Annotated in this window: 22 protein-coding genes; 7 read left to right on the top strand and 15 right to left on the bottom strand. The window is 68.4% G+C overall.

From position 1 onward, the window contains the following. Positions 1–2: 2 nt before the first annotated feature. Together GO608_RS05515 and GO608_RS05510 are read right to left on the bottom strand one after the other, a co-directional pair. Positions 3–245, bottom strand: coding sequence for a PP0621 family protein (locus GO608_RS05515; RefSeq protein WP_169197135.1), 243 nt, complete (start codon positions 243–245; stop codon positions 3–5). A 50-nt stretch (positions 246–295) separates the two neighbouring features. After that, the gene (locus GO608_RS05510) at positions 296–1,453 is read right to left on the bottom strand and encodes a pyridoxal phosphate-dependent aminotransferase (RefSeq protein WP_169197136.1); all 1,158 of its coding nucleotides are present in this window, start codon (positions 1,451–1,453) and stop codon (positions 296–298) included. Positions 1,454–1,601: 148 nt separating this feature from the next. Between GO608_RS05510 and mtnA the strand changes: the two genes are divergently transcribed. Together mtnA and GO608_RS05500 are read left to right on the top strand one after the other, a co-directional pair. Further along, positions 1,602–2,666, top strand: coding sequence for an S-methyl-5-thioribose-1-phosphate isomerase (gene mtnA, locus GO608_RS05505; protein ID WP_169197316.1), 1,065 nt, complete (start codon positions 1,602–1,604; stop codon positions 2,664–2,666). Beyond that, positions 2,663–3,328 carry a class II aldolase/adducin family protein gene (locus GO608_RS05500; RefSeq protein ID WP_169197137.1) on the top strand — a complete coding sequence of 222 codons (666 nt, stop codon included), beginning with the start codon at positions 2,663–2,665 and terminating at the stop codon, positions 3,326–3,328. The genes mtnA and GO608_RS05500 overlap by 4 nt, the downstream gene beginning before the upstream one ends. Positions 3,329–3,503: 175 nt before the next feature. Here the strand turns inward: GO608_RS05500 and GO608_RS05495 are convergent, their stop codons facing one another. Both GO608_RS05495 and GO608_RS05490 read right to left on the bottom strand, forming a co-directional pair. Further along, positions 3,504–4,376: an NAD(P)-dependent oxidoreductase gene (locus GO608_RS05495; protein WP_169197317.1), complete on the bottom strand. Its 873-nt coding sequence runs from the start codon at positions 4,374–4,376 to the stop codon at positions 3,504–3,506. Beyond that, complete coding sequence (locus GO608_RS05490) at positions 4,376–5,269, bottom strand: 2-hydroxy-3-oxopropionate reductase (protein WP_169197138.1); 894 nt, start codon at positions 5,267–5,269, stop codon at positions 4,376–4,378. Before GO608_RS05490 ends, GO608_RS05495 begins: the two co-directional genes overlap by 1 nt. 50 nt (positions 5,270–5,319) lie before the next feature. On the opposite strand from GO608_RS05490, the gene ybiB reads away from it, so the two are divergent. Beyond that, complete coding sequence (gene ybiB / locus GO608_RS05485; protein ID WP_169197139.1) at positions 5,320–6,240, top strand: DNA-binding protein YbiB; 921 nt, start codon at positions 5,320–5,322, stop codon at positions 6,238–6,240. 8 nt (positions 6,241–6,248) lie between these two features. Here the strand turns inward: ybiB and GO608_RS05480 are convergent, their stop codons facing one another. Beyond that, positions 6,249–7,136: a pirin family protein gene (locus GO608_RS05480; RefSeq protein ID WP_169197140.1), complete on the bottom strand. Its 888-nt coding sequence runs from the start codon at positions 7,134–7,136 to the stop codon at positions 6,249–6,251. A 137-nt stretch (positions 7,137–7,273) separates the two neighbouring features. Continuing rightward, positions 7,274–7,873: an FMN-dependent NADH-azoreductase gene (locus GO608_RS05475; RefSeq protein ID WP_169197141.1), complete on the bottom strand. Its 600-nt coding sequence runs from the start codon at positions 7,871–7,873 to the stop codon at positions 7,274–7,276. 245 nt (positions 7,874–8,118) lie between these two features. Between GO608_RS05475 and GO608_RS05470 the strand changes: the two genes are divergently transcribed. Next, positions 8,119–9,747 (top strand): methyl-accepting chemotaxis protein, encoded by a 1,629-nt coding sequence (locus GO608_RS05470; protein WP_169197142.1) that lies wholly within the window; start codon positions 8,119–8,121, stop codon positions 9,745–9,747. Positions 9,748–9,839: 92 nt separating this feature from the next. Beyond that, on the top strand, positions 9,840–10,340 hold the full coding sequence (locus GO608_RS05465) for a disulfide bond formation protein B (RefSeq protein ID WP_169197143.1): 501 nt from the start codon (positions 9,840–9,842) through the stop codon (positions 10,338–10,340). Between the two features lie 21 nt (positions 10,341–10,361). Here GO608_RS05465 and GO608_RS05460 read toward each other — a convergent pair whose 3' ends face one another. From GO608_RS05460 to GO608_RS05440, 5 genes are all read right to left on the bottom strand, one after another. Further along, positions 10,362–10,586, bottom strand: coding sequence for a YgaP family membrane protein (locus tag GO608_RS05460; RefSeq protein WP_169197144.1), 225 nt, complete (start codon positions 10,584–10,586; stop codon positions 10,362–10,364). Next, positions 10,583–13,834 (bottom strand): efflux RND transporter permease subunit, encoded by a 3,252-nt coding sequence (locus GO608_RS05455; protein WP_169197145.1) that lies wholly within the window; start codon positions 13,832–13,834, stop codon positions 10,583–10,585. The genes GO608_RS05460 and GO608_RS05455 overlap by 4 nt, the downstream gene beginning before the upstream one ends. Before the next feature lie 13 nt (positions 13,835–13,847). After that, on the bottom strand, positions 13,848–14,897 hold the full coding sequence (locus tag GO608_RS05450) for an efflux RND transporter periplasmic adaptor subunit (RefSeq protein ID WP_169197146.1): 1,050 nt from the start codon (positions 14,895–14,897) through the stop codon (positions 13,848–13,850). Positions 14,898–14,985: 88 nt separating this feature from the next. Beyond that, positions 14,986–15,372: a sirohydrochlorin chelatase gene (locus GO608_RS05445; RefSeq protein ID WP_169197147.1), complete on the bottom strand. Its 387-nt coding sequence runs from the start codon at positions 15,370–15,372 to the stop codon at positions 14,986–14,988. Beyond that, positions 15,369–16,190, bottom strand: coding sequence for a tRNA threonylcarbamoyladenosine dehydratase (locus GO608_RS05440; protein WP_169197148.1), 822 nt, complete (start codon positions 16,188–16,190; stop codon positions 15,369–15,371). Before GO608_RS05440 ends, GO608_RS05445 begins: the two co-directional genes overlap by 4 nt. A gap of 103 nt (positions 16,191–16,293) precedes the next feature. Between GO608_RS05440 and GO608_RS05435 the strand changes: the two genes are divergently transcribed. Then, a complete protein-coding gene (locus tag GO608_RS05435; protein ID WP_169197149.1) occupies positions 16,294–16,959 on the top strand; it encodes a tetratricopeptide repeat protein in 666 nt (221 codons plus the stop codon). 21 nt (positions 16,960–16,980) lie between these two features. On the opposite strand, the gene GO608_RS05430 is transcribed toward GO608_RS05435, so the two are convergent. After that, positions 16,981–17,949: an MBL fold metallo-hydrolase gene (locus GO608_RS05430; protein WP_169197150.1), complete on the bottom strand. Its 969-nt coding sequence runs from the start codon at positions 17,947–17,949 to the stop codon at positions 16,981–16,983. A 113-nt stretch (positions 17,950–18,062) separates the two neighbouring features. On the opposite strand from GO608_RS05430, the gene GO608_RS05425 reads away from it, so the two are divergent. Beyond that, entirely contained in the window at positions 18,063–19,211 is a 1,149-nt protein-coding gene (locus GO608_RS05425) for a MalY/PatB family protein (RefSeq protein WP_169197151.1), read from the top strand. Between the two features lie 72 nt (positions 19,212–19,283). Here GO608_RS05425 and GO608_RS05420 read toward each other — a convergent pair whose 3' ends face one another. From GO608_RS05420 to GO608_RS05410, 3 genes are all read right to left on the bottom strand, one after another. Beyond that, entirely contained in the window at positions 19,284–19,877 is a 594-nt protein-coding gene (locus tag GO608_RS05420) for a DUF4142 domain-containing protein (RefSeq protein WP_169197152.1), read from the bottom strand. Positions 19,878–20,121: 244 nt separating this feature from the next. Continuing rightward, complete coding sequence (gene ssb, locus GO608_RS05415; RefSeq protein WP_169197153.1) at positions 20,122–20,619, bottom strand: single-stranded DNA-binding protein; 498 nt, start codon at positions 20,617–20,619, stop codon at positions 20,122–20,124. A 21-nt stretch (positions 20,620–20,640) separates the two neighbouring features. Further along, entirely contained in the window at positions 20,641–21,825 is a 1,185-nt protein-coding gene (locus tag GO608_RS05410; RefSeq protein WP_169197154.1) for an MFS transporter, read from the bottom strand. Positions 21,826–21,896: the final 71 nt, after the last annotated feature.

The raw sequence follows: 21,896 nt of genomic DNA, 5'->3' as shown, positions 1-21,896 counted from the left end.
CGTCAGCGCCGCACGCCGAGGCGCCGGTGTTCCTCGCAGCAGAAAAACCCGTTGTCGTCGTGCACGCCTTCGCTCTCCGGCACATGCACGCCGCACTGGTCGCACGCGAGCATCGGTTCGGGCGCGTTCTTCGGTCCCCCCCGCCGGCCGGCCGCGCGCGGATCGCTTCCGCGGGGCTTGCTCAACGCGCGGCGCACCCACCAGATGACGACGAGGACGAGAATGAAGATGAGCAGGTTTCGCACGAGCGGATCTATCAGGAACGAAGCGCGGCGAGTTTAGCACGCAGCCAACGTTACACCCGGCACAGCCGCTCGCATGCCGCGGCGAGTGTCGCCTCGTTCTTCGCGAAACAGAAGCGGATCACGCGCTCGTCGCGACCGTCGGCGAAGAATGCGGAAACCGGAATCGCGGCGACACCAGTGTCGCGCGTCAGGCGTTCGACGAAAGCGGTGTCGGGCTCGTCGCAGATCGCGCGATAACGGACGAGCTGGAAATACGTGCCGGCCGACGGCAGCAGTTCGAAGCGCGAGCCGCCGAGCGCAGCGCGGAAGAAATCGCGCTTGGCCTGATAGAACGCCGCGAGCCCTTCGTGTCGCGACGCGTCCGCCATGTAGTCGGCGAGCGCGAGCTGAACCGGGGTGTTGACGGTGAACACGTTGAACTGGTGCACCTTGCGGAACTCGGCCATCAGCTCGCGCGGCGCGACGACGTAACCGACTTTCCAGCCGGTGATGTGATACGTCTTGCCGAAGCTCGACACGATGACGCTGCGCGCAGCGAGTTCGGCGTCGCGCGCGCAGCTCTCGTGGCGCGTGCCGTCGAAGACGATGTGCTCATAGACCTCGTCGGACACGACGACGATGCCAGTGCCGCGCGTCAGCGCCGCGAGCCACGCGAGGTCGTCGGCCGACCACACCGTCGCGGTCGGGTTGTGCGGGCTGTTGATCATGATCATCCGCGTGCGCGGCGTAATCGCGGCGGCGACCGCGTCCCAGTCGGGCCGGTAGTCCGGGGCGGCCAGCTGCAGCCGCACGACGCGTCCGCCCTGCAGTTCGATCGCCGGCGCGTACGAGTCGTACACCGGCTCGAACACGATGACTTCGTCGCCCGGATGCACGAGCGCCGCGACCGCGGTGAAAAGAGCTTGCGTCGCCCCGGCAGTGACCGTGATCTCGGTTTCCGCGTCGTACGTGGTGCCATACAGCGCCGCGACCTTGTGCGCGATCGCCTCGCGCAGCGGCGGCACGCCCGCCAGCGGCGCGTACTGATTGAATCCGGCGCGCATCCAGTACGCGACGCGCTCGAACAGCATGTCGTCAGCGTTGAAGTCGGGGAAGCCCTGCGACAGGTTGATCGCGCCGCATTCCTGCGCGAGACGGGACATCACCGTGAAGATCGTCGTGCCGACCTGCGGCAGGCGGGAGTCGATGCGGGCGGGGAAAGTGGGCATGGTGAGCGGCGCGCGAGAACGGGATCGGGGGATTCTCGCAGAGTGCGCGAGAACGACCAATGAGGGGCCAATGCCGGGGCATCGCGGGAGCCCGTGCGCGGTGCTGCCGTCGCGAAGCGCTAAAATGGCGATCATGCCTACTCATCCGATTTTCACTCAACCCGTGCCGACGCTGGCCCGCGACGGCGACGCGATCGTGGTCCTCGACCAGACGCGGCTGCCATTCCGCACCGAACAGCGCCGGTTGGCCACGCTCGCTGCGGTCGCCACCGCGATCCATTCGATGGAAGTGCGCGGCGCGCCGCTGATCGGCGCGACCGCCGCGTTCGGTGTCGCGATCGCACTCATCGCCGACGGCAGCGACGCGCAGCTCGACATCGCGCTGCAGACGCTCGCCGCGACGCGACCGACTGCCGTCAACCTGCACTGGGCGCTCGGCCGCATGGAGGCGCGGCTGCGCCCGCTGCCCGCTTCGGCGCGGCTCGACGCGGCGTGGGCCGAAGCCGAAACGATCCGCGCCGGCGACGCCGAGACCTGTGCCGCGATTGGCGCCCACGGCGTCGCGCTGCTCGAAGCGGTCGCCGCGCGGCGCAACGGGCCGGTCCGCGTCATGACCCATTGCAACGCCGGCTGGCTCGCGACCTGCGGCGCCGGCACCGCGCTCGCGCCGGTCTACGCTGCCCATGCACGGGGCATCGCAGTGCATGTGTGGGTCAGCGAAACGCGGCCGCGCAACCAGGGGCTGCTGACCGCGTGGGAGCTGCGCGAAGCGGGCGTGCCGCACAGCGTGATCGCGGACAATGCCGCCGGAATCCTGCTCGCGCGCGGCGAAGTCGACCTCGTGATCACCGGCGCCGACCGCGTCGCGGCGAACGGCGACTCGGCGAACAAGGTCGGGACGTACCTGAAAGCGCTCGCGGCGCGCGAACACGGTGTGCCGTTCCATATCGCCGCGCCGCTGTCGACGATCGACTTCGCCTGCCCGGACGGCGCCGCGATCCCGATCGAAGACCGCGGCCCGGCCGAAGTGCGCAGCGTGCAGGGCGTTGCAGTCGACGGCAGCGTGCAGAACGTCGCGCTCGTGCCGGACACCACCGGCGCCGCGAACCCGGCGTTCGACGTGACGCCGGCCCGCCTGATCACGAGCATCATCACCGAGCGCGGAGCGAGCCCCCCCGGCCGGCTACGCGACCTGTTCCCGGAGGCACCATGAGCCCGCCGGACGCCCAGGGCGCCGACCTCCGTGCCGAACTCCTCGCGACTGCGCTGGCGACGAGTGCGGCGCGTCTGAACATCGGCAGCTCGGGCAATGCGAGCGCGCGCACGCGCGGCGGCATGCTGATCACGCCGAGCGGCCTCGCGCCCGAATCCTGCGGTGCCGAGGACATGGTCGTCGTCGCCGCCGACGGCACGCCGACCGGCCGGTTCGCGCCATCGAGCGAATGGCGGCTGCACCACGACCTCTATGCGCTGCGGCCCGAAGCCGGCGCGATCATCCACGCGCACGCGCCGTTCGCGACCGCGCTCGCATGCCAGCGACTCGAGATCCCGCCGTTCCACTACATGATCGCGCGCTTCGGCGGCCATACCGTGCGCTGCGCCGCGTATGCGACGTTCGGCACGCAGGCGCTGTCGGACAACATCTCGGTGGCGATCGAAGAACGCAGCGCGTGCCTGATCGCGAACCACGGCATGCTCGTGTTCGGCCGCAACCTCGCCAATGCGCTCGCGCTCGCGCTCGAGTTCGAGAGCCTGTGCGAACAATACTGGCGCACGCGGCAGCTCGGCGAACCGGTGCTGCTGTCGGACGACGAGATGCAAGAAGTCGTCGAGCGCTTCCGCTGGTACGGCAAGCCGGCGGAGCAGCAGCCGTAGCGCGGGAAACAAAATTTCGCCTCGCCGGAGGCGCGCACGTTCGGCAATTAATTACAACCGTTCGCCCTGAGCCCTGTCGAAGGGCATTGGCAGGGCTTCGACAGGCTCAGCCCGAACGGTATTTGCCTGCCTCGTCTGCGCTCGGTCGCTGCGCCGAAGTCGCCATCACTTCGCCTCACGCTCCGGACGCCGCTTCGAGCACCCGCAGCAGCGCGGACGTGTCGTCCCGCCCGCCGCCGCCCGCCATCAGCGCGTTCAACTGCTGCCACACCTGCGCAGCGATCGGCAGCGGCGCGCCGAGCCTCGCCGCTTCGTCCATGAGGATGCCGAAATCCTTGTGATGCAACCGCGACTCGATGCCGGCGGCGAAGTCGCGCCGCACCATCCGTTCGCCCATCACTTCCAGCACCCGGGATGCCGCCGAACCGCCGAGCAGCGCGCTGCGGACCGCCGCGAGGTCGACGCCGTGCGCGTTCGCCAGATGCATCGCTTCGGCACAGGCTTCGATCGCGGCGACCATGATCATCTGGTTGCACGCTTTCGCGACCTGCCCGGCGCCGCTGCCGCCGACATGCACGATCGTCCGCCCGAGGCACGCGAGCAGCGGCCGCAGCCGTTCGAGCACGTCGGCGCCGCCGCCGACCATGATCGCGAGCGTCGCGTCCTGCGCCCCTTGCGCGCCGCCCGATACCGGCGCATCGAGCATCGCCGCGCCGCGCGCTTCGAAAGCTGCCGCGATGCGACGCGCGCTGGCCGGAGCGATCGTGCTCATGTCGACATGCACCCAGCCGGGCCGCGCCCCGTGGATCAAGCCTTCCGCGCCGAGCGCGAGCTGCTCGACGTCCGCGCTCGCGGTGACGACGGTGAACGTAACCTCCGTCGCTGCAGCAAGCGCAGCCGGACGGGCGTGCGTGACCGCATCGCTGCCCGCGAACGGCGCGACGCTCTCCGGCCGTCGCGCCCACAGGTGCAGGCGGTGGCCGGCCTGTTGCAGGTGCCGCGCCATCGGCAGGCCCATGACGCCGAGGCCGACGAAGCCGACTTCCATCATTCGCCCTCCGGCCCGCGCTCGCCGCCGCTCATGCGTTCGAGGAGCTTCAGCATCGCGACCGAGTCGTCGTCGCCCAGCCCACTGCCGACCATCGCGTTGAACATCTGCGCAGTCGCTGCCGCCGACGGCAGCGCGAGGCCGAGGCGATGCGCCTCTTCCATGACGATGCGCATGTCCTTCTGGTGCATCCACGCCTTGAAGCCCGGCTTGAAGTTGCGCTCCAGCATCCGCTGGCCGTGGTTTTCGAGGATGCGCGAATAGGCGAAGCCGCCGAGCAGCGCTTCGCGCACTTTCGCCGCATCGACGCCGCTCTTGTGCGCGAAGTTCATCGCTTCGGCAACGGCCGCGACGCCGACGCCGGTGAGAATCTGGTTGCATGCTTTCGCGACCTGCCCGGCGCCGCTCGCGCCGATCAGCGATACCGTGCGGCCCATCGCGTCGAACAGCGGCTTTGCCCGCTCGAATGCAGCAGTGTCGCCGCCGACCATGATCGTCAGCGTCGCGCCGATCGCGCCGACTTCGCCGCCGGACACCGGCGCGTCGAGCATCGCGATGCCGCGCTCGGCGAGCCGCGCCGCGATCGACTGTGCCGCGGCCGGCGCGATCGTGCTCATGTCGACGAACACGAGGCCGGGGCGCGCGCCGTCGGCGAGCCCCTGCGCGCCGAGCGCGACCTCTTCGACATCGGGCGCGTCGGCGACAATGCTGATGACGACTTCGGCGCGCGACGCGACGTCCGCCGCGCTCGCGCAGTCGCCCGCGCCGGCGTCGAGCAGCGGCTGCATCGATTCGCGGCGCCGGCTCCAGACGTGCACGCGGTGACCCGCGCGCATCAGGTTCAGCGCCATGGGACGGCCCATCAGGCCGAGTCCGATAAATCCGACTTCCATTCTTGTGCTCCTGGCTGGCTGGAATGCCCACGGCGACGGATAATCGCGCCATGACCTACGCCTCGATCATCAAGGAAATCGGACGCGGCGCCAAGGGCGCGCGCTCCCTCGACACGGCGAGCGCCGAAGCGCTGTTCGGCGACATTCTCGACGGCAAGGTGCCGGATCTCGAGCTCGGCGCGATGCTGATCGCGCTGCGCATCAAGACCGAGTCGCTCGACGAGCTCGTCGGCTTCAAGCGCGCGATGGACGCCCGCACCGAAGCCGTGGAGGTGCCGCCGGGACCGCGCTGCGTCGTGCTGCCGACTTACAACGGCGCGCGCCGCCAGGCGAACCTGATGCCGCTCGTCGCGCTGCTCGTTGCGCGCGAAGGCGTGCCGGTGCTGATCCAGGGGCGGCACGACTTCGAGTCGCGCACCAGCCCGTTCGGGCTCCTCGCCGCGCTCGACATCGTTCCGGCGGCGAACACCGACGACGCGGCCCGCGCGCTCGCCGAGCGCCGCATCGCGTGCCTGACGCTGCCGCAGCTGCTGCCCGGCCTGGACCACCTCCTCAGCCTGCGACTGCGCCTCGGCGTGCGCGGCAGCGGCCACACGATGGCGAAGCTGGTCGACCCGTGCGTCGTCCGCAGCGTGCGCGTCGTCGCGGTCACGCACCCCGAATATCTCGAACGGATGCACGAGTTCCTGCTCGTCGATGGCGGGAGGGCGATGCTGATGCGCGGCACCGAAGGCGAAGCCTACGCGAATCCGCGCCGGCGTCCGGCGATGGAAGCGTTCCGCGAAGGCGTCGCCAGCGTCGCATGGCCCGCCGAAAGCGGCGGGGCGCCACCGCTCGAAGGGGTCGCCGACGCGCCCGGCGTCGTCGCCAACGCGGTGCTGATCCGCGCGATGCTCGCCGGCAGCGTCGCGACGCCGCAACCGATCCTCGACCAGGTCGCGGCGCTCGTGCAGCTTGCGCGGGAAGACTGACCCCCTCGTCAGCGCGGGGCGAAGCGCCCGTCGCGGCAGTCGGCGAGCGCGGCGTGGATCTCGGCCTCGGTGTTCATGACGAACGGGCCGTACTGCGCGATCGGCTCGTTCAGCGGCCGACCGGCGATCAGCAGCAACCGCGCAGGCACCGTGCCCGCCTCGATGACGACGCCGTCGGCGTGCGGCGCGTTCGCGAGGATCGCCATGCGCCGTTCGGCGACCGCCGTGCCGCCGACCGCGACTTCGCCGCGATAGACGTAGAGGAACGCATTGTGCGTCGGCGGCAGCGTCTGGGCGAAGCGCGTCGCGGCCGGCAGGTGGACGTCGAGATACAGCGGCGCGGTCGCTTCGCGCGTGACTGCACCGGCGACACCGTCGCTCGCGCCGGCGATGACCCGGACTTCGGCACCGTCCGCCGTAGTGAACCGCGGCAGGTCGGCAGCGGCGAAGTCGCGGTACCACGGCTCGCACAGCTTGTCGCGCGCCGGCAGGTTCAGCCACAGCTGGAAACCTTCCATGACGCCTTCTTCCTGCTCCGGCATTTCGGAGTGGATCACGCCGCGGCCGGCAGTCATCCACTGCACGCTGCCGTTCGCGAGCAGCCCTTCGTGGCCGGCGCTGTCGCGGTGGCGCATGCGTCCGGCGATCATGTAAGTCACCGTCTCGAAGCCGCGATGCGGATGGTCGGGAAAACCGGCGAGGTAATCATCGGGGTTCTCGTTGCCGAACGCGTCGAGCATCAGGAACGGATCGAGCCGACGCTGCAGCGGCTGGGTCAGCACGCGCGTGAGCTTCACGCCGGCACCGTCGGACGTCGCCTGTCCAGCAACGAGGCGCTCGACGGCGCGGCTCTGCATGACGCATTCGATGGTTGCTGCGGGGAGTTCGGCAGGCATCGCGGTTCTCCTGATGGGGTCGGGGGTTCGCTCGTGCCGCCCGCACGGGCAGGCGGCATCCGTCTTTGCGGAAGCGATCGGTGCAGGTGCGGCGTGAGGCCGCAGCACCCGGTTCAGACGGGCGCTGCGAGGATCCGTCAGGCGAGCGCCGCCTCGATATCGCGCTCGGCTTCGGCGAAAGCTTGCTCTGCGGCGTCGGCGCCCATCGCGAGGCCTTCGGCAAAGACGAAATGCACGTCGGTCATGCCGAGGAAACCGAAGATCGTCTTGAGGTACGGGACCTGGGTATCGGCGGGCGTGTCGCGATAGCGGCCACCGCGGGCGAATGCGACGTACACCTTCTTGTCCTTCAGCAGGCCTTCGGGACCGTTCGCCGTGTAGCGGAATGTGACTTTGAGGCGCGTGATCGCGTCGATCCAGTTCTTCAGCTGCACCGGCACGCCGAAGTTGTACATCGGCACGCCGATGACGACGGCGTCGGCGGCCTGGATCTCGGCGATCAGCACGTCATCGAGCGCGACGCGGGCCGCCTGCTCGGGCGTGCGCTTGTCGGCCGGTGTGAACAGCGCGCCGAGCGCCGCTTCGTCGAGCACCGGGTGCGGGTTCTGCGCGAGGCTGCGCACGACGACTGCGGCGCCGGGGTGCGACGCGCGCAGCCGCTCGACGATGCTATTCGCGACGCGGGTGGAGTTGGAAGCGTCGCTGCGGGCGCTCGAATTGATTTGCAGGATGTTCATTGCGTTCTCCATGTGAGTGTTTTGCGGGTTCTACTTTATTGCCTGAACTGTTGCCTGAAAAGCCACGAAACCTGACAACACTGTTCCTGTTATTGCAAAAATTGCACTGTGCCCCGGGCCTCCGTTCGCCGTCCTGCAAGATTTTCCTCAAGTTCGGCGCCTCCGGGACGCTAATCAATCATTACAAGACCGGAAAAAACGGGCGAAAAAATGTATCACGCCGACCGGAACCATCTGGAGGAGACATGAAAGCGAAAGCTCTATCGATAAGGGCGGCGTTGATTGCGCTGTCGCTGGTGGTGCTGGCGATGCTGCTCGCAGTAGGCGGGATCGGATTGCGCAGCGTCACGAGCCTGGAAGGATCGGTCGCCCGCAGCCACGAAGCGGCGGCGGCGGCACTGCGGCAGGTCGAAGCCGACGTCGTGCGCGGCACGGTCCGCAGCGACGTCCTCGCCGCGCTGCTCGCCGCTGAACAAGACGATTACGCGGCGGTCGAAGAGGCCGGCCGCCGCTTGCACGCCGACGTCGGCGCGCTCGAGGAAGCGTTCGCTGGCAGCACCCGGCAGGAACTCGACCCGGCAGTCGGGGCTGCGGTCGAGTCGATGCGCCCGGCGCTCGAACGCTACACGACGAATGCCAAGCGGATCGTCGGCAAGCTGGTCGGCGGCTATGACGACACCGCCGTACTGCTGATCGACTTCATGAAGGACTTCAGCGCGCTCGAAACGGAAATGAACGGGCTCGCCGCGCACATCGAAGCTGAGGCCGCGCGCACGCGCGCGTCCGCGCACGAGACGATGCGGTTCAGCCAGTGGGCGATCGCCGCCGCCGTGCTCCTCGCGGCGATTTTGACCGCGGCGCTGTGCATGCTGACTTACCGCCGCATCGTCCCGCCGTTGAGCGCGCTCGCGCGCACCGCAAACGGCATTCGCACGAGCGGCGATCTGACGCTGCGCGCGCCCTCGAGCGGCGACAACGAAATCGGGCATGCGGTGGCCGCCTTCAATGACCTGCTCGAAAACCTGCAGAGCATCGTCCGCGAAGTGCGCTCGAACGGCAGCCGCATCGCCGAGCGCAGCGCACGCCTCGTCGACGTTTCGGGCATTGCGCTCGACACCAGTTCCAGCCAGAACGAGGCGGCCGGCACGATGGCCGCGACCATCGAAGAGCTTACCGCGAGCATTCGCCAGATCTCGGAACATGCGCGCGAAGTCGCAAGCGCGTCGGCCGAGTCCGGTCGCCTGTCGCGCGACGGCGTGGCGGTCGCGAGCGACGCTTCCGACGCGATCCAGCGCATCGCGGCCGGCGTCGGCAGTGCCGCCGCATCGATCGCCGCGCTCGGCAAGGATGCGGAAGCGATCTCGAGCATCGTGCAGGCGATCAAGGACATCGCCGAGCAGACCAACCTCCTGGCGCTCAACGCCGCGATCGAAGCGGCGCGCGCCGGCGAACAGGGGCGCGGGTTCGCGGTCGTGGCCGACGAGGTGCGCAAACTGGCCGAACGCACGACCCAGTCGACGCAGGAGATTATCGGCATCGTCACGCAGATCCAGAACGGCACGCGGAGCACTGTCAGCAACGTGGAAGACGGCGTCCGGCAAGTGAAGAGCGGCGTCGCCCTGGCCCAAGCCGCGGGCGAAGCGATACGCCAGGTCGCCGACGTCGCGGGCACTGCGGCGCGGGCGGTGGGCGAGATCACGCACGCCCTGGACGAGCAGAACAGCGCAAGTCAGGACATCGCGCGCAACGTCGAGCAGGTCGCGGACATGGCGTCGCGCAACCACGCGGCGGCCGCCGAATCCGCCGGCCACGCACGGGAACTCGCGGAATTGTCGCGGGCGCTGGAAGGAGCGGTCGGGCGCTTCAGGGTCTGAGCGCGAGCGGTCGACGAACTTTTCTTGCAGCGCAGCGACGAAGGCAGGTCCTGACCTACAATCCGGCCCTACCCAACCCCTCGCTGCCAAACATGCAAGCTCTCGCCTTTTCTTCCCGTGCGCTGTTTCTCGGCCTTTTCGCGGTATGTGCCGGGCTGCTCGGCTTCGGCCTGTACCTGCAGCACGTCGTCGGGCTCGAACCGTGCCCGATGTGCATCATGCAGCGCTATGCGTTCGTCGCGATCGCGCTGACGGCGCTGGTCGCCGGGCTGCATGCGCCGGGACGCAGCGGCACGCGCGCCTACGCCGCCGTGATCCTGTTGCTGGCGCTCGCCGGCGGGGGGGTCGCGCTGCGCCAGACGTGGATGCAGCTCTACCCGCCGGAGTTCGCCGAATGCGGGCCCGACCTCGAATTCATGCTCGGCAGCTTTCCGCTGGCCGACGCGCTGCCGATGATCTTCCAGGGCGCGGGCGACTGCTCGAAAGTCGACTGGGCTTTCCTCGGCCTGTCGATCGCGAACTGGTCGCTGGTATGCCTGACGCTCGTCGCAGTGTTTGCGATCATGATGATCGCGCGCAAGCGCGGCGGCTGAAGCACCCTCCCGGCCCGCCGCTCACCGGCACGCGACCGCGTCCCTGACGCCAAACTTGCGAAGGATCGTTTCGAGCGGGCAGATACCCGTGAAGCCGCTCTGGAACAGGTTCGCCCCGACGAAGGCGGTGAACCACAGGAAATTCGCGTCGACGAACAGCGGCGAAGCTTCGACGCCGAGCGCGAGCGAGATCAGCACGAAGGCGCCGGCGAAAATGCGAACGAACTGGTTGACGGTCAGGTTCATGGTGTTTCTCCTTGCAGTTGGGCGACGCGATTGCGCATCGCGGCGAAATACAGCACCGGGATGACGACCAGCGTCAGCACGGTGGAGACGAAAATGCCGAAGATCAGGCTGATCGCCAGGCCGTTGAAGATCGGGTCGTCGAGGATGAACAGCGCGCCGATCATCGCTGCGAGCGCAGTGAGCCCGATCGGCTTCGCGCGTACTGCCGCGGCGCGGATCACCGCTTCGCCCAGATCCATGCCTGCGCGCACCTGCTGATTGACGAAATCGACGAGCAGGATCGAGTTGCGCACGATGATGCCGGCGAGCGCTATCATGCCGATCATCGACGTCGCGGTGAATTGCGCGCCGAGCAGCGCGTGCCCGGGCATCACGCCGATGATCGTCAGCGGGATCGGCGCCATGATGACGAGCGGCACGAGATAGCTGCGGAACTGCGCGACGACGAGCAGGTAGATCAGGATCAGGCCGACCGCGTAGGCGGCGCCCATGTCGCGGAACGTCTCGTACGTGACCTGCCATTCGCCGTCCCACTTCAGGCTGTAGCCCGCATACGGGTCGACCGGCACACGGATGAACCATTCGCCGAGCGTGCCACCGAGCCCGGGCGCCCCGTCGAGCGCGAGGTCCTTCACTTTCGAGCGGATGTCGAACATGCCATACAGCGGCGAATCGAGCCGTCCACCCATGTCACCGGTGACATACACCACCGGCAGCAGGTCCTTGCGGTAGATCACCTGCTCGCGGACAGTCTCCTGCGCCCGCACGAGCTCCGACACCGACACCAGCGTGCCGTCGCGCGCCCGCACTTTCATCGCCAAGAGCGGATCGACGCTCGACTTCCGTTCGGACGGCAGCTGGATGCGCACCGGAATCTCGTACTTGTTGTCGCCGCCGTGGATTGGTGTGACATCCTCGCCGGCGAGCCCCAAGCGCACGACTTCGACGATATCCGCCTGCGCGACGCCCATGCGCGCAGCCTTCGCCTGGTCGACGCGCAGCACGAGCTTCGGCGCCGCTTCATCGACGGTATCGTCGACGCCGACGATGTCGGCCGCGCCCTCGAACGCCGCGCGCACGCGGCCGGCGACCACGACCTGGCCGGCGTAGTCGGGCCCATACACTTCGGCGACGATCGGCGACAGCACCGGCGGGCCCGGCGGCACTTCGACGACTTTCGCGTTGCCTCCCGCCGCGCGGGCGATCCGCGTCACCTCGTCGCGCACCGACACCGCGATCTCGTGGCTCTTGCGCGAACGGTGCGCCTTGTCGACGAGATTGACCTGCACGTCGCCCTGCTCCGGCGCGCTGCGAAGGTAATACTGGCGCACGAGGCCGTTGAAGTTGATCGGGCTCGCAGTGCCGGCATACGCCTGCCAGTCGCTGACTTCCGCGACGCTCCCGACGTGCTCGCCGATCTCGCGCAGCACCCGCGCCGTCTCCTCGACCGGCGTGCCCACCGGCATGTCGAGCACGACCTGGAACTCGCTCTTGTTGTCGAACGGCAGCATCTTCATGACGACGAGCTGCACCGCGGGCAGCGCTACCGACGCGACGATCAGCGCGCCGACGACCAGCCACAACCGCAGCCGCGCGCGCCCGCCCTTGACCGGATCGAGCATCGGCGTCATGACGCGGCGGAAGAAGCGGTCGAGCCGCGCGGTGAGCTTGTCCTCGCCTTCGTGATGATGCGCGTCGACCGACTTCAGCAGCCGCTGCGCAAGCCACGGCGTGACGACGAACGCGACCGCGAGCGAGATGAACATCCCCATCGACGCGTTGATCGGGATCGGGCTCATGTACGGCCCCATCAGCCCGGTGACGAAGGCCATCGGCAAGAGCGCGGCGATCACGGTGAAAGTCGCGAGGATCGTCGGCCCGCCGACCTCATCGACGGCCCGCGGGATCAGCTGCCACAGCGGCGTGTCGGGCTCGAGCGTGTGCCAGCGGTGGATGTTCTCGACGACGACGATCGCGTCGTCGACGAGGATGCCGATCGAGAAGATCAACGCGAACAGACTCACGCGGTTCAGCGTGAACCCCCACGCCCACGACGCGAACAGCGTCGCCGCGAGCGTCAGAGCGACCGCGACGCCGACGATCAGCGCCTCACGCAGCCCGAGCGCGAAGAACACCAGCAGCACGACCGCGGCGGTCGCGAACACGAGCTTGCCGATCAGCGTGTTGGCCTTGTCGTTCGCCGTCTGACCGTAGTTGCGCGTGACGGTGAAATCGACACCTTCCGGGATGAGCTCGCCGCGCAGCGATTCGGCGCGCGCGAGGACGTCCTCGGCGACGTCGGCGGCGTTCGCGCCGGGCTTCTTCGACACGGCGAGCGTCACGGCGGGAAACACGCCGTTGTCGCGAACGCCCGTCGGGGCGGTCGCGGCGCCGGTGCCGAACCACACGTACTGCGTCGGCTGGTCCGGGCCGTCCTCGACGGTCGCGACATCCCTCATGAAGACCGGGCGGCCGCCGGCGACGCCGACGACGAGGCCGCGCACGTCGTCGGCGGATTCGAGATACGTGCCCGTCTGCACCAGCACTTCGCGGTTCGCGGCGACGAGGTTGCCGGCCGGCTGCGACGCATTCGCGAGTTGCAGCCCGGCGCGCACGTCCTGCGCCGTGACCGCGTGCGCGTTCATCCGCTCGGCGTCCATCAGCACGCGCACGACGTGGCCGGGGCCACCGATCGTCGCGACGTCGCGCGTGCCGCGCACGCGCTTCAATTCGAGCTCGACCGCGCGCGACACCTGCTGCACGTCGAAGCCGGCGCGGGCCGGGTCGGCAGTCCAGAAAGTCAGCGCGACGATCGGCACGTCGTCGATGCCTTTCGGCTTGACGATCGGGTCGCCGACGCCGAGCTGCGGGCTGAGCCAGTCGCGGTTCGAATGGATCGTGTCGTAGAGCTTCACGAGCGCGTCCTGGTTCGGCACGCCGACTTCGAACTGCACGGTAATGACCGCCATACCGGGGCGCGACACCGAATACACGTGCTCGACGCCCGCCATGCGCGACAGCACCTGCTCGGCCGGGCGCGCGACGAGCGCCTCGACGTCGCGGGCGGAGGCACCGGGAAACGGCACGAGCACGTTCGCCATCGTCACGTCGATCTGCGGTTCTTCCTCCTTCGGCGTGACGAGCGTCGCGAACACGCCCATCAGCAACAGGATCAGCGCCAGCAGCGGCGTCAGCGCGTTGCGCTGGAACGCGCCGGCGATGCGGCCGGAGATGCCGAGGGGGGTCATCGTCGCGCTCCCGTCAGCGGCTCGCGGCGCGGGTGGCACGGCCGGCGATGCTTGCCTGGACCGGATCGAGCGCGACCTCCTCGCCGCCGACGAGCCCGGCGAGCACTTCGACGCTGCCGTCCGCCAATGCCTGGCCGGCGCGAATCTGCCGCAAGCCGAAGCCGCCTTTGCCGTCGGCAACATATACGCCAGTGATTTCGCCGCGCCGCAGGATCGCTTCGGCCGGAACCGCGATGCGTCGGTCCGCGCCGGTCGCGAAATGGACGCGCGCGAACATTCCCGGCACCAGCCCGTCCGCCTGCCGCGGCAGATCGACACGCACGCGGACCGTATGCGTGCGCGGGTCGGCCGCGGGCAGCACGACGACGCGCGCCGCGTCGAACCAGCGCCCCGACTCCGGCAGCTCGATGCGCGCCGTCAGCTGCTCTCCGGCGACGCCGGCGATGCGATATTGCGGCACGTCGACGATCGCGCGCATCGCTGCCGGATCATAGACGGTCAGCAGCACGCGCCCGGGCTGCGCCATGTCGCCCAGTTCGACGTGGCGCGCGGCGACGAGCCCCGTCAAGGGCGAGACGATCGCCGTGTAACCCTGCACCGCGCCCGCTTGGCCGCGCCCAGCGCGTGCCGCGCGCAGCTGCGCTTCGGCGGCGTCGTATACCGCTTTCGCCTGGTCGAGCGCGGCAGGGCTGACGAAGCGGCGCTCGAGCAGACGCGCAGTGCGCTCCAATGCCGCTTTCGCATTGATGAGGTTCGCCTGCGCCTCGGCGATGCCGGCTTCGGCGCCCGCAACGGCCTGCGCCGCCTCGACGGCGTCGATACGCAACAGCACTTCGCCTTTCGCGATCCGATCGCCGGCATCGACGTTCAGGGCGACGATGCGGCCCGGCACCTGCGCCGCGAGCGCGACCTGGTGAACCGCTTCGAGCGTCGCTTCGGCCGGGTGCGAGCGCGCCACGACGCGAGCTTCAACGCGGACGGTGGGCAGTTCCGCGTGCGCGATTCCGGCCGCGACAAGCGCCAGCGAAATCAGCAGTAGGCGGATCAGGAGCCGATCGATCATGAATATCAGTTTATGCTAATATTCAAGCAAGTCAAGACCTCTCCCCATTGCAGGCTACCCGCGAAGGTGGCAAACGTGTCGTCAGCGTTCAGTCATCGTCTTCGAACGCGCATTGCCGCGCATAGCTCGCCATCGCCGCGACGACCGGTTCCGCCTCGCCGACGGCGAGCGTCTGGACGATCTCGCAGCCGGGATGGCGCTCGCACGCCGCAGCGACGAGCTTCGGCAGATCGTTTTTCAGGTGCCCGCCACGGGCGATGAACATCGGCACGATAACGATCCGCCGCGCGCCACGTGCGACCAGCGCATCGATCGCCTCGTCCAACGTCGGTGCGAGGAACTCGAGGAACGCGAGCTCGACCCCGAGCTCCGGCGCCAGTGCGTGCAGCGTGTCGCGAACACGCTCCATCGGCTGCGCCCACGCCGGATCGCGTGCGCCGTGGCCGAACAGCACTACTGCCCTGTCATGAGTCATGCCTGGTCCTCCTGAAGGTCGGCGGCGTCGCCGGCCGGGCGCGCCAGCAGCCGTTCGAGCGCGCGGGCCGCGGCGAACAGGCCGACGCTGGCCGTCATCATCATGCTCGAACCATAGCCGGCGCAGGCGAGCCCTTGCGGCCCGTGAGGCAGGTCGCAAGCCGCCCCATCGATGCGCAGCGCTTCGCTCGAATACACTGCCTCGATGCCGAACGGCCGCTTCGGGTTGCGCGGAAAGCCGTGCTCGCTGCGCAGCCGCTTGCGCATTTTTGCCAGCAGCGGATCCTGCTCGGTGCGCGACAGGTCGTCGACGCGGATCTTCCCCGGATCGGTCTTGCCGCCCGCGCTGCCAGCGACGATCAGTGGAATGCGGCGCATGCGACACGTCAGCACGATCGCGACCTTGGCGCGCACGTTGTCGATCGCGTCGATGACGACGTCGAAATCGCGCAGCAGCGCCGCCGCGTTGTCCTCGCCGATGAAGTCCTCGACCACCACGACGTTCACGAGCGGATTGATCGCACGCAGCCGCTCGGCCATCGCGACGACTTTCGCCTGCCCGAGCGTCGCGTCGAGCGCGTGGCTTTGCCGGTTGATGTTCGATTCGGCGACGTGGTCGAGGTCGATCAGCGTGAGGTGACCGACGCCGCTGCGTGCGAGCGCCTCGGCCGCCCAGGAACCGACTCCGCCGATGCCGACGACGCAGACGCGCCCGCGATCGAGCCGCGGCAGCGCATCGTTGCCATAAAGGCGGGCGATGCCGCCGAAGCGTCGTTCCCGGTCGACATCCGGAACGGTGGAAGTGATCGGTGCCGACATGAAACCTGCAAGCGGAAGGGAGAGCGCCGATGTTACCTCAGCCCGCGCGCGCCTGAACCGAATCGCACCTGCCTTGCTCCAACCTGCGACAGGGGGAACGACCATGCATCGACCGCTACGCCAGGCACTGTTCTGCATCACGCTGGCGTTCGGCTGCGCGTACGCGGGTGCGGACCCTCCGGCAGCAGCGCTCGCCCAGACCGCGATCGGCGCCTACGAGGCGGGACACCACGACGAAGCGGCCCGGCTGTTCGAGCGCGCCGCGCGCGCCGGCAACCGCCTCGCCCAGTTCAATTACGCGATGATGCTGTACCGCAACGAGGCGCAGTCACGCGACGCGAACTCGGCGTGGCGCTGGCTGCGCCGTGCCGCCGGGGCCGGGCTGCCGCAGGCGCAGTTCACGCTCGCGCGACTGTACGAACACGGCGACGACGTACCGCAGTCGCTGCCGACCGCGGCGGAGTGGTATCGGCGCGCTGCCGGGCAGGGACACGTCGAAGCGCAGGTGAGCTTGGCGGCGATGCATCTCGCCGGCGACGGCGTTCCGCTCGAGGCCGCGACTGCGGCACGCTGGTATCTTGCCGCCGCGCGCGCCGGCGACGTCGCCGCACAATCCATCATCGCGAGCCTGTACGAGACCGGCAACGGCGTCGTGCGGGACCCGCGGCTGGCGGCGCACTGGTACCTGCAGGCGGCGCAGCAGGGCGACGCGCTCGCGCGGGAGAAGCATGCTGCGCTGATGTCGCAGATCGAGGCCACCACGCCGTGAGCGCCCCCGGCGCAGGCGACACTACTGCGTCGGCGCCGGCTCCTTCCCGGCAGTGAAATCGAGCCATATTCCGAGCCCTTGCGCATTGAGCTCCAGATCCTGCCGGAACAGGTCGAGCACTTCGGCTTCGGGGTGTGTCCAGCCCTGGCGCTCGGCTTCCTCGCGCACGATCTGCTCCAGTCCCGCAAGGATCTCGACGTGGCGCGCGACGCCCTCGCCCCGCGCCGCCTGCGCGACCGCGACATGGGCACCGATCAGGCGATGCAGGTCCGCGGCGAGGCGTTCGACGTCGGTCACGCGGCTGTAGTGGGTCAGATACATCGCCTCGGGGAAGAAACTCAGCAGGCGGTCGATCGACGCATGCAGCGCGTCGGGATCGAACTGCGTCGGCGTCGTGGTCGGGAAAATCGACGCGCGGCCGTCGACGTCGAGTTCGCGGTAGGAAAGCCCGAACGTGTCACCGGTGAAGAAGGCGCGGGCCGTCTCGTCCCACACGCAGATATGATGTCGCGAATGTCCCGGCGTCTCGAGGACGAGGAAGCGGCGCCCGGCGAGATCGATTTCAGTCCCCTCGGTGGCAGCCACGATGCGCTCCGGCGGCACCGGCGCAAGCCGTCCGTAGAGCGCAAACGCCCGCTCCGCGCCGTACACTGCGGAAGTGCCTTCCCACAGTTTCGCCGGGTCGACGAGGTGGCGCACACCGCGCGGATGGACGACCAGCCTGGCGTTCGGCAGCGCGCACATCAGGCTGCCCGCGCCGCCGGCGTGGTCGAGGTGAATGTGGGTGAGGATTACCCAGTCGACGTTCTCGGGCGCGATGCCGGCGGCGACGAGGGCGCCGAGCACGCGGGGGACGGACGCGTTCGTGCCGGTGTCGACGACCGCGGCGTGCCCCTGATGGATGACCAGGTGGATCGCCGCGACGCCGGGCCGGCCGTAGCCGGCATCGACCGCAAGAATGCCGTCGGGGTGGGCGGTGACGTGCTGCACGTTGTCTTCCTCCTGCACATTCGGTTAGTTTTCCGCAATTGTATCCGCTGCACGGGACAAAGACCCGGCATCGAACCGCAAGCTTTTCTTGCATTGCCGCAGGGCCGACGACGATGAATCCGATTTTCGATTTCGACACTGAGATAGACCGGCGGCGCGTTCCCGGCGAAAAATGGGGACGCTATGAAGGGCGCGACATTCTTCCGCTGTGGGTCGCCGACATGGATTTCGCTGCGCCGCCACCGGTCGTCGAAGCGCTCCAGCGCCGCCTCGACCACCGCGTCTTCGGCTACACCGACGCCTGGCCCGGCCTGATCGAAGCGGTGATCGAAGGCCTCGCGCGCGACCACGCGTGGCGGATCGAACCGGACTGGCTGGTGTGGCTGCCCGGTGTCGTGACCGGCTTCAATCTCGCTTGCCGCATCACCGGCGAAGCCGGCGACGAAGTGCTGACCGCGACCCCCGTCTATCCGCCCTTCCTCGCCGCGCCGGGCAACAGCGATCGTCGCCTCGTGACGCGTCCGCTCGCCTTCGCCGACGGCCGCTGGTGCTGGGATCGCGCCGCGTTCGAAGCCGCGCTGACGCCGCGCAGCCGCCTGCTGATGCTGTGCAACCCGCACAATCCGGTCGGCCGCGTGTTCGACCAGGACGAATTGCGCTGGCTCGCCGACCTCGCCGAGCGGCACGACCTGACGATCTGTTCCGACGAAATCCACTGCGGCCTGGTGCTCGACGACGACGCCCCGCACGTCCCGATCGCCGCGCTCGATGCGTCGGTCGCGCAACGCACGATCACGCTGATGGCGCCATCGAAGACGTGGAACATCCCGGCGCTGTACTGTGCTTTCGCCGTCATTTCCGACACTCGCCTGCGGCGGCGCTTTCGTCACGCGATGCACGGCATCGTGCCGCATCCGAACGTGCTCGGGATGGTCGCCGCCGAAGCGGCCTACCGCGACGGCGGTCCGTGGCGCACGGCGCTGCTCGACTACCTGCGCGGCAACCGCGACCTTGTGATGGCCGCGATCGACACGATGCCGGGACTGGAGGCCGCACGACCGCAGGCGACTTACCTCGCGTGGATCGACTGCCGCAGGACCGGCCTCGAAGACCCGGGGAAGTTCTTCGAAGCCGCCGGCGTCGGCCTGTCCGACGGCGCGCCGTTCGGGATGCCAGGGTTCGTACGCATGAATTTCGGCTGCACCCGAGCGCTGCTCGCCGAAGCGCTCGGACGGATGCAGCGCGCGCTGGGTGAAAGGTAGCCGGAAAAACGCGCAACGCGGCCGGCGCAGCCCCCTAGCCGTGGCTCGGGCCCCGGCGTCACCGTCGCGGCTTCAATCCTTGAGAGCCCGCTCGTTTTTCTTGGCAAGATCCAAGTGTTCGCGCAGGATCGGCAGGTTTTTTTCGGCGAAGGACTTGAGTCCGGCGTGCTTCGAATCCTTCGCGTATTTCTCGAAGATTTCGATGTCCTTCTCATGCTCCTTGACCATCAGCTCCATGTATTCGCGGTCGAACTTCTGGCCCGAATGCTTCTGCAAGTCCTTGAGCTTGTCCTGATGCTTGTCGTCGGGCTGCTTGGGCAGCTCCATGCCGGTGTCCGAGACGATCTGTTGCAGCTGGCTGTTCGCGGTGCCGTGGTCTTTCACCATCCGCTCGGCGAACTGCTTGACCTGCGAAGACGCTGCGCTCTTGCTGGCGAGCTGCCCCATCTGCACTTCGGCAAGACCCGCCGAAGCGGCTTTCTCGACGAACTCCCTGTCGTCCTCCGCCAACTGCTGCGCCGTGGTCGCGGCGCTCGACGTGCCCGAAGTCGAGCCCTGCGCCCCAGCCGGTGCCGATCCGCTGGCTTGCGCGAACAACACCGACGGGGAGATCAGGCCGATTGCCGCGGCGATACAAAGGCTTTTGCTGCGAAACGGAGATGTCATGGGATGCTCCTTCGACAAGTGAGTCGTCGAGTCGCACCGAGCCGGTGCGACTCACGGAGCATGACCGTGGCAATTTTCATTCCCCGTGCCGCAAGCGGCGGCACACCGTTTCCCGAGAGCTTTTGGACCCGGACGACGGCAGAGGCTCGAACTGTGGCCTGTAAAGCCGCCCATCGACGCGAAAATAATGCATCGCGAAGGAACACGTAGCCAGCCGGGAACAACGTCTGCGGCCGAAGCCCCGTCAGAACGGAATGTCGTCGTCGAAATCGCCGAAACCGGCGCCACCGCCGCTGCTCTTCGTCGGAGCCTTCGGCGCGGCCGGTTGCGGGCTCGGGCGCGATGCGGCGGGCGCGTCGTAGCCGCCCGCGTCGTACTGGCGGCCGGAGGATGCATCACCCGTGCCCTGGCGCGAACCGAGCATCTTCATCTCGTCGCCGCGGATCTCGGTCGTGTAGCGGTCCTGCCCTTCCTTGTCCTGCCACTTGCGCGTCTGCAGCCGGCCTTCCACGTAGATCTGGCTGCCCTTGCGCAGGTACTGGGCCGCGATTTCGGCGAGCCGGCCGAAGAACACGACGCGGTGCCATTCGGTCTGCTCCTTCTTTTCGCCCGTCGCCTTGTCCTTCCAGGTTTCGCTCGTCGCTACCGTGATGTTGCAGATCGCATCGCCGCTGGGGGCATAGCGCGTTTCGGGATCCTTGCCGAGATTGCCGATCAGGATCACTTTGTTCAGGGATGCCATGCGATTCTCCTCATGTAGGGGTTAACGTGCCGCCGGCGCCGCCACGACACGGCGCGGAGGCGAGTTCATTGTCGCTGCCACCATCAGCCAGACCAGCGCGAGCAACCCGCAGGCGAGGTTGACGGCCGACGGTCCGTAGTTCTGCGCGATCCAGCCGCCGACCATTCCACCGAGAAAGAGACCGACCGATTGCAGCGTGTTGTAGACGCCGAGCGCAGTGCCCCGCGCGTGGGCCGGCGCGATCTTCGATATCCACGACGGCAGGACCGCTTCGAGCACGTTGAAGGCGACGAAAAACAGCGTCAGCCACAAGCCGAGCGCCAGCAGGCTGTCGCCGAACACATACAGGCCGAGCTGCACGACGACCAGCAGCGCGATCGCCGCATTGAAGATCACTTTCATCATGCCGCGGCGCTCGGCGACGATCACCGCCGGCACCATCAACGCGAACGACAGCAGCACCGCGGGAAGATACACCTTCCAGTGCTCGGGCAGCGGCAATGCGCCGCCGGCGACGATCGCGGCGGGCACCAGCACCCACATCGCGGTCTGGATCAGGTGCAGCGCGAACACGCCGACGTTCAGCCGCATCAGCTGTCCGTTGCGCAAGACATCGACGAGCCGGCCGCCATGGGCGCGCGGAATGACCGGCACGGTCGGCACGACGTAGACGACGACGCCGATCGCAAGGAAGGCCAGCACCGCGGTCAGCCAGAAAATCCCGCTCATGCCGACCAGCGTGTACAGCAGCGGCGCCGCGACCATCGAAATCGCGAACACCAGGCCGATGCTCGACCCGATCATCGCCATCACCTTGGTGCGGTGCTGGTCGCGCGTGAGGTCGGCGGCGAGCGCGGTCACGGCGGCGGAAATCGCGCCGGCGCCCTGCAGGACCCGGCCGACGATGACGATGTAGATGCTGTCGGCCAAGGCGGCGACGGCGCTGCCGATGACGAACAGCAGCAGGCCGAACACGATCACCGGCTTGCGGCCGAAACGGTCGGATGCGGCGCCGTAGGCGATCTGCAGGAACGCCTGCGTCAGCCCGTAGGCGCCGATCGCCAGCCCGACGAGCGTCAGATCGTCGCCGCCGGGAATCTCGTGGGCATGAACCGCGAACACCGGCAGGATCAGGAACAGGCCGAGCATGCGCAGCGCGAAGATCGCCGCGAGGCTCATGCCGGCCCGCTTCTCCGCGGGAGTCATGGAATCGTGCTCGAATCGGGACATTAGGGGGACGCGGCGGACCAAAGCGGCGATTCTAGCATTCGCCGTCA

Source organism: Aromatoleum buckelii, assembly GCF_012910785.2.
Lineage (GTDB): Bacteria > Pseudomonadota > Gammaproteobacteria > Burkholderiales > Rhodocyclaceae > Aromatoleum > Aromatoleum buckelii.
The sequence above is the reverse complement of the archived record's forward strand: the minus strand, read 5'-3'. Positions and strand labels throughout refer to the sequence as shown.